This window comes from Reticulibacter mediterranei, assembly GCF_016587455.1.
Genome location: NZ_BNJK01000001.1, coordinates 7,764,441 through 7,779,961, shown reverse-complemented (window position 1 = coordinate 7,779,961; position 15,521 = coordinate 7,764,441). Strand labels below are relative to the sequence as shown.

6 protein-coding genes are annotated in these 15,521 nt (G+C 47.1%); all 6 read left to right on the top strand.

Annotation, left to right across the window (positions count from 1 at the left end; translation table 11 throughout):
- Positions 1 to 211 precede the first annotated feature (211 nt).
- The 6 genes from K3T83_RS33295 to K3T83_RS33270 all read left to right on the top strand — a co-directional run bounded on the left by K3T83_RS33295 (position 212) and on the right by K3T83_RS33270 (position 14,926).
- Positions 212 to 4,276: a hypothetical protein gene (locus K3T83_RS33295; RefSeq protein ID WP_220207225.1), complete on the top strand. Its 4,065-nt coding sequence runs from the start codon at positions 212 to 214 to the stop codon at positions 4,274 to 4,276.
- A gap of 30 nt (positions 4,277 to 4,306) precedes the next feature.
- Positions 4,307 to 6,277 carry a protein kinase domain-containing protein gene (locus K3T83_RS33290; RefSeq protein ID WP_220207224.1) on the top strand — a complete coding sequence of 657 codons (1,971 nt, stop codon included), beginning with the start codon at positions 4,307 to 4,309 and terminating at the stop codon, positions 6,275 to 6,277.
- Positions 6,261 to 7,802, top strand: a complete 1,542-nt coding sequence (locus tag K3T83_RS33285; protein WP_220207223.1) for an NERD domain-containing protein kinase family protein — start codon at positions 6,261 to 6,263, stop codon at positions 7,800 to 7,802. The genes K3T83_RS33290 and K3T83_RS33285 overlap by 17 nt, the downstream gene beginning before the upstream one ends.
- A gap of 184 nt (positions 7,803 to 7,986) precedes the next feature.
- Positions 7,987 to 9,483: a hypothetical protein gene (locus K3T83_RS33280; RefSeq protein WP_220207222.1), complete on the top strand. Its 1,497-nt coding sequence runs from the start codon at positions 7,987 to 7,989 to the stop codon at positions 9,481 to 9,483.
- A 24-nt stretch (positions 9,484 to 9,507) separates the two neighbouring features.
- Complete coding sequence (locus tag K3T83_RS33275; protein ID WP_220207221.1) at positions 9,508 to 12,555, top strand: HD domain-containing protein; 3,048 nt, start codon at positions 9,508 to 9,510, stop codon at positions 12,553 to 12,555.
- 67 nt (positions 12,556 to 12,622) lie between these two features.
- Entirely contained in the window at positions 12,623 to 14,926 is a 2,304-nt protein-coding gene (locus tag K3T83_RS33270; protein ID WP_220207220.1) for a protein kinase domain-containing protein, read from the top strand.
- The last annotated feature ends 595 nt before the right edge of the window (positions 14,927 to 15,521 follow it).

The following is a 15,521-nucleotide window of genomic DNA, read 5'->3' as shown; positions in this document are numbered from 1 at the left end:
ACATATTTTGTCAGCACGGAAAAAGGATTCTAACCAGGACGACATTACGTATGCAGTTCCTGATGAACAGGGGACAGTACGAATGAACGGGGAATCCTCGGATACCCTTTACGCAAACCCAACGGACCAACAGGCACTTCCTGCTCAAGCTATAGCATCTTATCAGGCAAAGAAGACTCTCAAGAATAACCAAGTAAGAAAAAACGGTAAGATGAAGAATGTCAGCCCTGCACGAAAACAAGATCAGAATGTAGCTGCAAAGCATAAAGCAGATGAGAAGTATCATGCTGAAATCGCTAAGTCGCAGGAACGCTCACGCAAAAGGCAGGTTCGGCGCAAAATACGAGAGCAGTTGCTTGCGCTACAGGCGGAGGGGGAGCAATGTGAAAGTGGCCAGGTCATTGAATTTATTAGTGAGTTTCTCCAGGATATAGAACTGTTACGTGAAGTTGTCCATGAAGAGGCTCATCATTTCAGTGGTGTAGGAGACACTACCTTTGTACTCCAAATACTGCAACAATATATTGCTCACGGTTCAATGGAGAAACTTTCTCAGCAGATTGCTGAATACAAGCTTTCTAAACAGCTTGCCCAATTTATGGAGCAGGTGAAAGAGGTCTTGAGTGATCCACTCGTTCTGCTTGTCTCAGTCAGCGATCAAGGTCCCGATCTGGATGCAGTTACCTCACAAAAGATCCATCAGCATATTCTATCTCTACTTGGGACAGTAGTTCATGACTTCACTATCGAAGGAGAGTTTCCTTTTCCACGTATAGATGATTATCCACTGAAACTCGTGTTCCCTTTAGGCTACCAGATGGATTGTACACTGCGACTACAAGCAGACAATATGTTACAGCCCTATGATCTCAAGGACTTCCAGGTTGCACCGCTACTGCCACTTCCTGAAACAAAGGCCGTATTAGAGGCGCTACAAGAGGACTACACCCAACTGCTTGCTATAAAAGAGACTGCGCAACAAAATGCAATATTTGAGTACATCTCTCATCTGGGCTCTCTACTGATCACAGCCTATCACTATGGCTATGGTCAATCTCGGTTGGTGCAAGATGTATTGCATGAATGGCGCAGTACGCGTGAAGACTATGCCTTAGCTCTGGGGTTGCGCGATATTCGGGCGATCCTTCAGCGTCATCACACCGTGATCCTGTCCCAGAATATTGAGGGGATCAGCCTGGAGGTTGTGCTAGAGGCTGCTAGAGACTTTTATGCGCAGAATTCCTCTCTTAGCTATGATGTAGATTTTCGCTACGATGGCGATCTGACAGATGCAGTCTTGCCTGTTGAGGTCTGGTGGCGAGGGATATCAGTTGGAGAGATCAATGTACACCAATCGCAGGCTCTCTCATCACATGATCCAGAGGGGACCTGGTTGGCCAGCCAGAATAGCAAACATTTGCTTCAAGTCTTGCATCAGGCGCTCAAAAAGGTCTTACCACTGCCTGACTCGAGCAAACAGACAGCTCTAACTTCACGTGCAGTAGAGGACTTCCAGACTTTTGCCCAGAGTCTTGCGCGTGATCTGGTGCAGGTGAAGATCCAACAGGCGGACATTGCAACATCACCAAATACGGCGAGTCAATGGTTTGAGGATGCGAAAAGCTATCGCCACCGGAAGCATAAGGATCGTGCGGAGCACTTCTGGTTACTGGCACGTATCTATGCAGAACAAGATAATGAAAGCCTTTTGCGCTGTAGCCTGGCCGAGTATTGTTTTGGCCGAGGAAATCAATACTACCATGAAATCAGGGTTGACGCCAGACCATATCTGCAACTCTTTCTTTTTCTAAATGACCATATGTCGCGTCAGGAGCGACATAATTACGTCTGGTCCCGTTACAGAACACTCTCGCTCTACTTTTCTGCTTACGGTTTCAACGTCGAACCGATGGCTGGCAGTGCAACAGAGATTGCGGAGAATTTCCACAACGCGTTTCTGAACGCTCTCCCGGCTCTACATGGTCAGCGACAACTAGAACAGGCAGGCTATTGCCTAGTCAATCTCGCTATTGCCAATTCCTCTCTCATCTTTGAGCTGATAGACGATGTGAAAAAAAGCCATGAGCAGCAATGCCTTCAGGTCATGATCAGAGCGTTACAGGGCATGCACGTACTCCGTGCAGAACAGTTTTACTGCTTGAGATTACTGGTTCATATAGATCAGCACACTGGTTTAAATGCCGTTCCCAGCACGATGGCCCGGGTGAGCCTCAATACAGTAGAAGAGCGCAGGCAGATTGCCATCGCGCTGTTGCAGCTAGCGGATGCCATCCCCAATATTCCCATGAGCAGTTTTACGGCTCAGGTTTCAGAAGAAGTGAAAAATACGTTGGCCTTTTCCTTGCTGATCGAACCATTCATTTTTCACACAACTCAATCTGTGGACGAAAGCAAACTAAAAGCCCGCTTAGTTGTCGAATTGCTCGGGTTGCCGCTGGCTAATGAGAATATCCCATACTTTATCGCAAGAGCGGCTGATCTAGCTCTATTGCTCAATCGTTTCTCGGAGAGCCAGGATCTCAAGAGTAGCATTGGCATCACGATCCAGGAGACGATTCGTAATGCACGCAAAAGATCAACGGAACGGCTACCAGGTGAGTACGGTGATCGTGTCTATCAGCTTCTCAAAAGAATCGAGTCTCATGTCACAGCGGAACTGGCCCGGCAGGTGCATGATACATGGTTAGAGATCAGGCTGGTGAGTGATCGTGCGCTCTATGTCCAGGGCAATACATTGATCACCGTCGAGATTCGCAATGCGGGGGGGGCATTAGCCGAAAATCTCGAATTAGAGGTGCAGCCACAAACTGGACAATATGACATTGAAGAGCAGCACAAAATCTACAAGATTGAAATGTCGGATAAAACGGCTCTTGTACAAACTGAAATCTCTATCCGGCCACTGGTTGGCATCAACGAGAAGATCGATCTCGCCATTGCGCTCTACTATGATACATTGAAACAAAAAAATAAGCAGGCGAAGTTACGACCAGGAGAAAACTCGATATGGCTGTATGCTGCCAGCGAGTTTCGGCGTATTCCACAACCCTATAACATAGGAGATCCAGCAACAAACTGGTTTTATGGGCGGCAAGAGCATCTAGAAAGCATCGCTGATAATCTGAGGCCAGGGCCAAAGCACGACTCATCCATGATTATCTACGGATTAAAACGCGCAGGAAAAACCTCGATCATCAAACGATTTATCGATCATACACTCGGCGAGAGACAACTCGGCCAGAGCCATGTTCCAATTTATATTGATCTGCAAAAACATCCCAGGGCAAAAAACATCAAAACAAATGAGGATTTTCTCTACTTCTTAATGGAAGCCATCGTCAAGAGTCTGACACGGGATGGCTATCCAACCTCTATTACACTTTCTGGGGATACATTCCGCGCTGACGCGTTTGAGCAGTTCATCGTAACATTGGAACTGATCACAGAGGCTATTGGCGACCGACATCTCCTTATTGTTCTTGATGAGTTTTCTACACTCTATAGTATTCTGAGCACAGACGGAGCATCAGAAGGGCTCACACCATACCTCTTTAGCTTTTTAAGTAATATGACTCAGCACAATTCTCAACTGACCTTCATTTTAATCGGTACTTATGTGCTGATGGAAATGATGCGCGATCCAGTGAGAGATTTAGCCAAGATTTGTATACCGCGTATGATCTCGTTTCTTGATGAACAATCTGCTCGTCAACTCATCGAAAAGCCTGTGATGCGTCAGGAGAATTCATATCTGGGTTGGTTGGATTATGACCCTCATGCTGTCGATTATATCGTCACCTATACTCACTCTCATCCCTACCTTATACAGTATATCTGCTCAATGCTGGTTGAGAGGATGAACAATGCAAAACACAACTTTGTGACGATCAATGATGCCATGGCGCTTTTTAATGACATCGTGATAAAACCAGCTTATGAGCGGTCTATGCTCACGTTCTGGGACGAATTCGATCCATTGCAGCAAAAAATACTTGCTATCATCGCTGCCCAAGCACGTGACATTCAGACTCCAGTTGATATCAACATCCTGGCAAAAACCTTCAAAGACTTTGGGGAACAGATCTCGATGTATCAGATACGGCAGTTCTGTTCAAGTCTGGCGGACGCAGAAATGCTAGAAAGGTCAACCATTACTACTGAAGAGGCTTATAGTATTACGATTCCTCTGTATCAGATGTGGCTAAAACAAAATAAGCCAGTCAGGGCTGTTTTTGACGAACCTTTCTCTGATTAAGGAAATCCCTGGTGAAAGGAGCGGCTTATAGTGGCTAATCATAATCCTTATTCTCATACGGCTGGTATCAATGATCCGCAATACTTCATCAACCGTACCGAGCAGATAGCAAATATCTTGAATGCGCTCTTTTCGGGCTCATCTCAATGTCTTTCTATAGTTGGGCAACGCAAGATTGGCAAAACATCTCTTGCGCAGCACTTAATGCGCCCCGCAACGCGTGAGCAGATAGGCTTTACCAATCTCAAAGCGCTTTTCATCTATATAGATTGCCAGATGCAACCAGCCTCGCTCACCACCACAGAAGCCTTTTATCAGCGGCTCGTGGGCCAATTGCGCAAAGAGCTAAGGCATAAGATGCCTGCTATCGATGTTGGGATAGTCACCACCATCACCGATTCGATTAGATGGCAAGACGAATGGGAAACCATATTGGAACTCCTCACCGATCAGAATATCTATGTTCTAGTCATCTTTGACGAGTTCGATAAAGCTATTCTGCAAAAAGAACTGATTACAGGTGGACTCTTTGGCAGCCTGCGGGCCTACGGACAATTGCCTCGCTTTGCCTGGATCACCTGTACCTATCGCCCGCTGCATCTCCTGTTTAATGAATCATTTGATCTGTTTAATATTCCGCTGCAAGTCAGGCAGGCGGAATCAGACTTTTTTAACATCCTGCCTGGAGATCATGTGGTGGATCTTTTCAGTGCCGAGGATGTTAGTGAACTGATCGATAAGCCTTCACAGGCAAATGGTATTACCTTTTCAGAGCAAGATAAACATCTGATTCAGTGTATTGGCGGTAGGTTTCCCTACTTCATACAAAGAGCGTGCTATCATATGTTTCAAGCCAAACTCAATCACCGAGTAGACCATGAAGTCATCTTACAGGCATACCGGAAGGAAGTCGCACCTCAATGGACGGCTTATTGGAACAGACTCCAGCCTAGACAACAGAACATACTCTCAGCTTTAGCCCAGGAACGAGAGACAGGGGCGACAGCTATTGAACTTGAGACATTAAAAAATAATGCTCTTATCTATCAGGTTGGTAGCCAGTGGCATCTCTTTTCAGAAGAATTTAGGCATTTTATTCTCAACGATCTCCCTCGTGCCCATAGTGATACTCCTGTTGGACAGATGTTGGAAAAACAATATCTGGTGCTGAGTAAAGCCGGACGCACAAAACATAGTCAGGTACTGAAGGCCTGGGACACATTTCTGGAACGTCATGTTGCTATCAAATACCTCTACCTGGACCAGTATCTCGACAGGGAAACTGCTGATCAATTACGCAAGAACCTGTTGCGCGAAGGGGCCATTATGCATGACCTCACCAGGGTTGCCAATCATAAACATATTAGCAAGATATACCATGCTACCGCCGATCCGACGGCGATCTTCATGGAATGGATTGATGGCCCATCATTACAACAACTTCTGTACGAGGATGTTCCATTGTCCATGACACAGGTGCTCAAGATTGGGGCAGAGGTAGCGTCAGCACTGGCGCATATACATGCTCTGGGTGTTGTCCATCGCGATATCAAACCTAACAATGTTATGCTGAATATTGTAAAAGAGGCGGTCTTGATCGACTTTGATATTGCCCGTTCTCTCAACAGAGAGACCATTACACAACATCCTGATGGTACAAACTTTTATGTTGGTAATCCTCGATATAGCGCACCAGAACAATCTACTGATCCAGTGGGAGTAAGTTCCCCCGCTGACATCTTTTCGTTCGGCGTACTGCTCTACGAACTGCTTACCCATGAAGTGCCGTTTCTATGTGGTAACGATCCTAGAAACTATCAGGGGCATCTGCCTACACCGATCCAGGGAGAAATCCCGGACAAATTATATACATTGTTGTGTTGCATGTTGGCTCAGGACGCAGTGAACCGACCAACTGCATCTCAAGTGCAACAGCAGTTTGCACAGTTACAACAGGAATATTTTGAACAAGAGAAGAGGGATTATGAACACGAAAGATAATAACGAATGGGCTCGTCATGTCACTTTTTGTGCAGGCTCACGTATCAGCTATGCCCTATATAATAATGGCGAGCGTCGTGGTAGTCAGGCTGAACTAGACACTGTCCAGTTTCTATTGAATAATCTGAAACCTCATGATGTGGGTGACTATCGTATTCTGGTCAACTACAATATTCCGATGCAGGGCGCGGATGCAAGAGAAGTGGATATTGTTCTGATCAATAAATATGGCGTCTTCTTGCTAGAAGTCAAAAGCTGGATTGGTAGCATTCAAGCCTACGATGACGCGTGGATCGTTGATGATAGATATAGACGTGAGAATGCGTTAGAGTCGATTAATGCCAAAGCACGTATTCTCTATAGTAGAACTTTTGGTGAGGGTGGCGAACTCAGTGAACTCAAGCGTGTCAGCGTAGCTGGCATCGTTGTGCTCACCGAGGGCACAGGTCGCTTTGTAAATAAGGGGACCAGAAGTGGCCTGGCTGTGATGGGATTGAATGATGCTTTATACCACGCTGTTACGTCTACTCAGTTACTACATCGAGGACCATCCAGCCGCATGCTCGATAATCTAGATATCCGCCGCGTTAAGGAAGCCATCTTCGTCAGGCATACCACACGAGAGGTAAAGCTGATCGGTAATAACTATCGTATCCTGAAGGAACTTTCTTTCGGCGACCTCTTCGATGCGTACGAGGCCGAGAATGTTGATATGCCGGATCAGCACGTTCGTCTAAAGCGCTATCAGCTTCCCAAATTAACGCTGGATGAGAATATGGTTCGTGCCCTGAAACAATTTAGACGCAGCGGTTTAACGCTCTCTGCTCTCGGTTCGCATACGAATATTCTGGGTACTAAAGCCTTCTTTCCCGATCAGGAGCGCCCTGATGTGTATTACGAAGTGACAGAACTGGTCCCTGGTAAGGGGAGACGGCTGGATGAGATTATGAGCAACGCAACCAGGCCATTCTCGCTAGATGAGCAGTTCAACTACCTGGAACAACTGTGTATGGCTCTGGAGCGAGCACACGGTTATAAAACAGCGGAGGGCAGGCCCAAACCGATTTTCCACCGCAACATCTGCCCAGAAACAATTTTTGTGACCAACGAGCAGGTTGTAAAACTGGCCGACTTCGATTTTGCCAAATTCGGCATGAACCCGCAGGATTCACTGACGTATAGTGATCCTGATATAGGATCTAGCCGGGAAGCAACAGAAGCATTCATTGAAACTCCATATACCGCACCTGAAGTTCTGGAGTTCCCGTCTAGCGCCAGCCCTGCAAGTGATATCTATGCATTAGGGGTGCTGTGGTATCAACTGGCTTCTGTAAAAACGCACAATCCTAAATTCGATCGCAAGCAGGCAGATAAACAGATCAATAGTATACGGCGCTTACCTGAAGCAGCGCGGTCACTGATGAAGCGTATGGTGGCCGAGGTGCCAATGAATCGGCCACAGCATGTAGAAGAAGTGCTTGTGGAGTTACGGCTGTTGAAAAACACTAAACAGCAAGCTGAATAATCGGCTTGCTGTTCTCATACCTACAAGGAGAGATAGAGTATTACGCGTTACGGGTTGATAGGACCTTCATATACTTTCCTGACTCCGTCGCTTTCATCTCCCTGCTGTAGAAAATTATGCCATAAATGCAGCAAAAAGTCAAATGTAGTGGCAAAAGAGAAAGATCGAAAGGCGGTTTCTGTCAGTGTCACTTAGCACATGTGTTATGTATGTGGACTACGAAGGCTTGCTGGTGGATCTCTCCCACTTTCAAAGTCTGGATATAGAGGTTGTACTGGCTGACCTTCTGAAGAAGGCTAGTCAGCAGTATGCCATTCAGGATGCCATTGTTCTTGGCACCTGGTTGCAACAAGCCAGTCGTGATCGGCTCACACATCTTGGATACCTCTGTCGATCTGTTTTCGGGACAGAGCAGGAAATCACGTATGAGATCCAGATCAGTATTATCAGAAGTCTGGAGGCCCAGAGTGCGGAAGCCAAGAACCGGGCAGATCATACCGATGTCTTTATTCTGGTTGGTGGCACGTCCGATCGGGCGGAACTGATCCGTCAGGTGCGCCAGGCAGAACGAAGCTGCATTCTATGGACGCTGACGCCTCCTTCACCCACTGAGCAGGCCCTGTGTTCCGTGTGGGAACCTATTCACTACCCTCACGCTGCCGTAAACTGGATATGGCCTCGTCAGGCCATATTACATGAACTCATTCTGGTAGCTGATCATTTGCAAAACGAAGAGGAGACGACTTTCTCCCTTTCTGCTCTCCACAATCAGCTCAGCCAGTGCAAGCTCTTCAAACAGGAAGCTTATCTGTGGATCGCTATCTCCATCCGAGAACAAATCGTCCTGTTAAAGCAAACGGGAGGGGATCTGCAAGTCACTTCAGGTTTTCTCAACCTCCATCATTCTGTCGTCAGGAAAACACTCTTTATTAAAGTGCGCGTCTTAATGACGTTGAGCGCGATGCTCACGCAACGGGATTGGGTTGCCTTTAGTGCCCTGGAAAAGGCACTCTCGACAGCCAGAGCACTCGTTGGCAGCCAGAATTACCGCCATGCTTGGCTGGAGATACTCGTGGATCTGGGCATTTTGCTGACACGACCGGTCCCTCATCCCAACAAAAGTTATACCGTGACCACGTTATCCTTCAACCAGGAGCACCAGGTCGTAGCGACGCTCCATAAGCAACAAAAGCGCAATCTACAGCGCGCGGTCATCATCATAAACAATTTTCTGGCGCGTAAAGGATATCATGCCATCAACACTGCGCGTTTACTGCATATCCTGATGAAGAACATGACATATATTGAGGCGCATGCAACATTGAAAGCTGCTCTTGAACAGGAGATCGCACATAATGATGGAACGCCTTCTGCGCCTATTTCTTCCCCTATAGCTGTGCGGCTCAATGAATCTCATCCCTTTGTTGTCACAACATTGGATCAGCGTGATATGTTCATTCGCTGTACCGAAGCCATCTTTACACAGCGCAATGAGCAAGTCAATGAAAGTATGCTGTCTCAAGCGTTGAGTGATGCGTGTCAGGTCGGAGAAGATGAAACCCTTTTCTGGATCTGGCTTTTCATAGATGAAGGCATCCTTGCCAGAAATCATACAGGATCAATTGCGATGTTAAGCATGAAACGGCTCGACGCCGTTGTCAAACAAGCGCTCAACAACTGAGCTAGAAGTGCGTAAGGAATGATTATGCAAGAAAAATCAACTTTTGAGCATGGAGTGGACGATGCTCTAATTCGCGATCTGGGTGCCCCTTTGCGCAACAGACTCGCCTGGATTATTCAGGAGATTCCCCATTTCTGGGAGCAGAGTCCCTATATGCATTTTACGAATCATGGCTCTGCGCACTCAGAACGTATTTATCAGCAAAAGCTGGCGCAACTCGCTCAGGAATTGCCGAATACGGAGCGACTCAGCTCGGATGAGGTTTTTATTGTCTCTGCGGCTGCATGGCTCTATGAGATAGGAATGCAGAGCAAGCACCTGGAGCCGACGCTAGATTTCAAATATCAGCCAGGTGTACCGATGACCCTGGACCAGTTGCAAGAGATCCGCAAAAATAAACACGAGCTAAGCCGCCGCCTGATCATAGCCAGTGCTCATGGGGATGCCTCTCTCCGGCTCGGTATCACGAATGCTGATGAATATACCCACCTCATAGCGCAGGTATGTGGTTGGTGCTCTCAAGAACCTTTAGAGGAGATCCCCGAAACCTTACCTCTTCGAGGAATAGATGTTCGTACGCGCTTGATGGTTGCGCTCCTGCGTTTTGCCGACCAACTCTACATAGACGGTTCACGGGTCAATCTGGACCTGCTTCAGGCTGCCCCTCTTCCTATTGTAGAAAAAACGCGCTGGTGGGCCTATCATTATACCCAGACCTTGCCCATCGACAAGGAGGGATATATTCGCTTTGACTACTTCATACCACTGGCCCATAAAGAGCTGATCAGACATATTCGTGCCTTGTTCGAGAGAGATTTTGAAACAAGTCGTAATCCGGCTATGCTGTACCTGCGGAAACATGGATTACGGCTCTCTTTGGATGAGAGCCCTTCTATCAGATTTGATCAACAAGACGAATTTAAGCAGCCCATGAGTTCTGAAATGGTTTCATATCTACGAGAAAAGATAAAGCCAAAGCCTCCTACCATAGATACGTCGGTGCCACCAATTCTGGGGAAGGAGACAGAAGAACGCCATCTTCTGGTTCTGGACTATGAAAATTTCATCCTAGACCTTGGGCTGGCAGGTCACTTTCTCTCTCTTGCTCAGATCAAAACACTCTTTACTAAATTATTAATTGAAGCCAGGAAACAGTTTTCCGGCTCCATTAATGGTCTGGCCGTGGGGCATTGGGAACGCCCTGATATGAGACCAATCGTCCGTATGTTAAATGACAGTGTGTATGACTTGCTGACTGTTTCCACACAGGCCAGAACTGCGGAAACCCTGGTACAGGCATTGAAGGAACAAGTACAGGCGAACAATCCTCCACAACATTTCTTGCTGGTAGCCCCACGACAGGATATGGCCCCTACCATCAGACCATTTCTGGATAGAAAGCACGAGGTGAGTGCCTGGATCAGCGATGCACCAGATGACATTTATCAAGCGATCATCCATCGCAGCGTGAAATCGCTTACCTCTCAACTAGGCCTTGAGCCTCGGTCTGCTACGCCACTTGACCCTGAACAACGTGCATTACTGCAAGCAGCCTGCATTCTCAGAATAGATCGTAATATGGGCTCCGGCATAGAGTCGCTACCTTTTGATAAAGTCTATGCGATCCTGAAAGAAATTGATGTCGTTGGACAAAAGGCAGATTGGTGGTATCTCTGGCTGATTCAGCAGGAAATCTTGTTGCCGATCCAGGTCAACGAAAACTTTACGATAAAGCTGAATGGGGAACATCCTGCGGTAATTGAGGTACAGGAGAAATGTAAAGCGATCCTTGAAGCATTACAGTCTATGACACAAAGTGGTCAGGATCTCTCACGCTCACAAGGTAGCCAAGGCGTCCCACAAGATACCCTGCTGGAGACGCTGACGCGCCTGATACTGTTTCGTAGCATCGGTGGGGAGCAGGAACGTCAGGAATACCTCCTGCAATTTTTGAGCATTTTGAACGACGAAGGTCTCCTACAATGCACGACGACATCGGCAGATCATCCTGTGTGGTATCTGAACACTTCAGATATCAGGGTTGTAAAGCTTAATGCGCCGCGCTATCTTCCCCAATTGGCGCTGGGCATTGATCATTTTCTCGTGCGTGAAGGTTATCCTGTGATGCATGAGCATAGTGTGGCTCGCAGACTCACCCCATATGTGGGAGAACGCTTCGCGGATGCCGTTTATCGGCTGGCTCTGGAACGCCAATGGGTGCAGCGTCAGGAGCCACGAGAAGGGCAACACCACAGTGGGAATAATCGCGTCGAGGTCTGGTTGACAAGTAATCATAAAGATGTTAGTGCTGTAATGCTTAACCGCAATATTGTGCTCGATACGCTATATCGTAAAAATGGTACACAAGGAGTGGCCCGCGATGCCTTCTGGTCCTACGTTGCGGCCAATGGCCGATTTACCTTGACACAGGCCGAGCTAGATGAGTGGCTAGGTATGTTCCAGCGCGACGGATTGTTGAGCATCACCGCGGATCAGCATAATCACGAGCATGATTGTTTACACTTCAATAACGAATCTCGCGCCGTACAGCGTTTGCTAGGACGCATGCATCTTTGCGGCGTGGTCTTGACCCTTCGCATCATGGGAGCGACACACCCTGATAGGAAAAAAAACCTAAAGGATGCAGTTGAGCGCATGGCTAGCATTTCTACACATGGTAATAAAGATCTAGCAAGTTGGGCTATAGAGTATGCGAAAAGCATTAAACTGGTGGAGTTCAGCAAGCAAAGTACCCCTGAGGGGGGGTGTGATGTCCTCTTTTTGAAGCGGCATAACTTTGTCTACCAGCTAGATCAGCGTGAACCGAAGGTTTGCCAGGACCTCAGAGGACTGGTTGCGAGACTGAGCGTTCGCCGCTCTACCGATGGTTGGGTTGCACGTCCAGAAGTTTTGAAAGAGATGGAGACCGATAGCTGTTTTGGTCTGACGCAGGGTGAGTACGAGTATTGGATCAATCAGGCCGTTCGTCGTCGTGTGCTCGATAGACGAACTGATCGTATACAGGGGCGTGCCCCACAAAACTACTTACGGGTGTTATCATCAGGAGTGTGAAGAGATTATGTCTCTGCAATATGATAGCTCTTTCTGGAGCCACGCCGCTAATCAGATCAGGCTCACTATGGATGCTTACTGGCAAAGCCCCGAACGTTTTCGCGATCAGCCGCGCCTGCAAACTCCGCAGGTGTGGCTGGGTCTGCGTCGCATCCTTGACGAACTACTAAAACAGCCAGATAGCATGGCAGCATTAACTCCTTTAGAAGAATTTCTTCTCTATACTGCTACCAATTTTTATGAATTGGGCTGGCAAGAGAGTGGTCATCCTCACTGGCCATATCATGAGCGTTATACTAGAAGCGCTCAGAGGATCAGGGAGAGTGTGGCTAACAGGAATAGGAATACCTTCGGTTTGCGGGCTATCGATGCCAATACGGCGGAAATGTTAGCACTACTCTGTATGCTGGTTGGACAGGCCGATCTTACTCATCTGAAGGATCACCAGGCTTTCGCCAGATATCTGCCCCTGGCTCGCCTGGACTATTTGGCGGCACTGTTACAATTGGCGGATTGGCTGATGATTGATCGTGCCAATAACACTCATATATCTGAGATGCTCCCTCTTGATCCTCGGAATATTACCGATGCCCGTTTCGCCCTCCAACCTTATGCTAGATGCATTCTGAAGAACAACACTATCACACTAAACCTCTGGATTCACCCGGATGACGGACGCTTTCTCAATACCATGAGAGATCTTTTTCTGGAGCCTGTATACCAGTGGTTAGCCCACAATAGTGCATGGATGGCTAACGAATTTCATTTTGTTCTGAATCTGAATCAGCCAATCACTGGAGTAACGGAAGGTTGGCCACCAGATCCTCTTGGGACTAGTTGTAAAGTCTTATTGCCTTTCCTGGAAACATTTCAGCCTGCCAAAATTCCGTCAATTGAACCGTTTCCATCTCGAATCGCGCCGCCACCTGCGCCGACGAAAGTGCCGCGTACCAAGGTCTTCATTTGTCATCACCCTAAAGACAAGAGAGAGTTGAATCGACTCAATACACAACTGGCTTACTTCGCAACTCGCGGTTTATTAGAGGTTCAGGACGCATCAAAACTTATGCCGGGTTCATTATGGCGCAAAGAGATAGAAAATGCCATTGCAAGCGCTAAGGTAGCAATCTTACTTGTGAGTGCAGATTTCATGGCCTCCAGGTTTATTGCCGAAAACCAGCTCGCACCATTATTAGCCGCTGCCCAGACCGAGGACGCAACGATTATACCGGTATTACTCAGTCCTTCCGGGTTTGAGGAGAGTAGTTTATCACAATTCAGTCCAGCTAACGATCCCTCACGTCCATTTACAAGAATGAGCAGGTACGAGAAGGATGAAACCTGTAGGATTGTGGCGAGAATCGTGAAGCAGGTTATATTAGGTTCTAACACGCATGAGTCAGGGAATCAGCAACATATACCTCCAGTAGTTGCCGCGCCACCAGCGATGGTCAAAGAAAACATCGCAGCCCATCATAAAGAAGTGGAAAATGCTCTGCCATCAGGTAGCCCAGGTTTTGAAGAGGCCCCACTGGTTCTGCAAGTGGGTCAAAAACTCTGGAATCAGTATCAAATTGTTAAAATTGCGGGAAAAACCGCACATAGTCAGGTAGTGAAGGCGTGGGATGAGGCGCTCCAGAGAGATGTGGCAATTAAATTCTTTTATCTGTCTCAGAACTATACAGTTGAGCGGGCCAACCAGCTCAGGAGATTTCTCTTGCGCGAGGCTCGTATTCTGGTGAAGATGAGACATCAGAATATTGCCGAAGTCTATCACGTTATCCCGTCCGCACCTGCTATGGTAATGCAATGGGTTGAGGGGCAATCATTACAAGACATCTTCTTAGATGAGGAAGAAATGCCGGTAGCCGATATTATCAAGATTGGCATTATTCTGTCGGATGCTTTGCAGCATATCCATGAGAAAGGCATTGTTCATCGTGATATCAAGCCAAATAATATTATTCTCACCGAGCAGAACGAGCGGATACCTATATTAGTTGACTTTGATATTGCACGTTCGCTTCATATGGAAACCATTACGCGTCAGGAAGACGGGAGCTTTGCTTATGTCGGAAATCCATCGTACAGTGCGCCGGAGCAATTTACCAGCCCGGCAACCGTAGGACCACCAGCAGATATCTTCGCTCTTGGTGTTGTCCTCTATGAAGCCTTCACACATGAATTGCCTTTTTTTTGGGGAAATAGTCCTAAGAAGTATAATGGATATCTTCCCATCCCTGAACGAAATGCTATTCCAGATCAGTGTTATACTCTGCTCTGTATGCTTCTTCAGCAGCAGCCTGAACGGAGACCGGATGCGTTCCAACTAAAAAAGCAACTGCAGGCTCTGATGGACTTTGCCAACTAACCTTGCCACTTTGCCATAAAAAAAGAAATCCGGTAAGGTTACTGGGATCTAACAACGATCCCTCCAATGTTTGCCCATATTCACACTGCTCTTTTTGCTTGAAACTGCACCAATTTCGTCCTAGGTTATTACGTTCGTTCTACTTGGCTCTTTTGTAGAGCGTCCATCCTGCCTCTTGCCTAATCCAGCGTAAGATATCTTGCATCATCCTGGTGGTGTGTAGGAAAAAAACTGTATCTCTTTAAATGCGAGCAGCCCATATAGCACTGCTTTTTAGATATTAGAATAACGAGAGAAGCTCAGCTCTACGTCTTGACAAGTTAGGGGATGACAGAACATCTTAAGCAAATACGACAAGATGATCCTTGTGTTGCTGACGGAGCCACCGTAATAAGTTATGCGTCCCTTCGCTCTGCCCATCCCAAATTAAGATTATCAAGTCCGCTTTCGTATAAAAAAGGATATCACGCTTGCTAGGCGCGTCTGCTATGCTAGGGAGCACCTCTTGCTGCGCGTCAACAAATAGTGCTTGATACTTCTCGAGGAGAATACGCATATCTTCAGATAAATCATATGCATTGTATCCCACGACAAT

Coding starts and splice junctions, on each gene's coding strand:
- K3T83_RS33295 (WP_220207225.1), top strand. CDS start 212: ATGAAGAATGTCAGCCCTGCACGAAAACAAGATCAGAATGTAGCTGCA.
- K3T83_RS33270 (WP_220207220.1), top strand. CDS start 12,623: ATGGATGCTTACTGGCAAAGCCCCGAACGTTTTCGCGATCAGCCGCGC.
- K3T83_RS33275 (WP_220207221.1), top strand. CDS start 9,508: ATGCAAGAAAAATCAACTTTTGAGCATGGAGTGGACGATGCTCTAATT.
- K3T83_RS33285 (WP_220207223.1), top strand. CDS start 6,261: ATGAACACGAAAGATAATAACGAATGGGCTCGTCATGTCACTTTTTGT.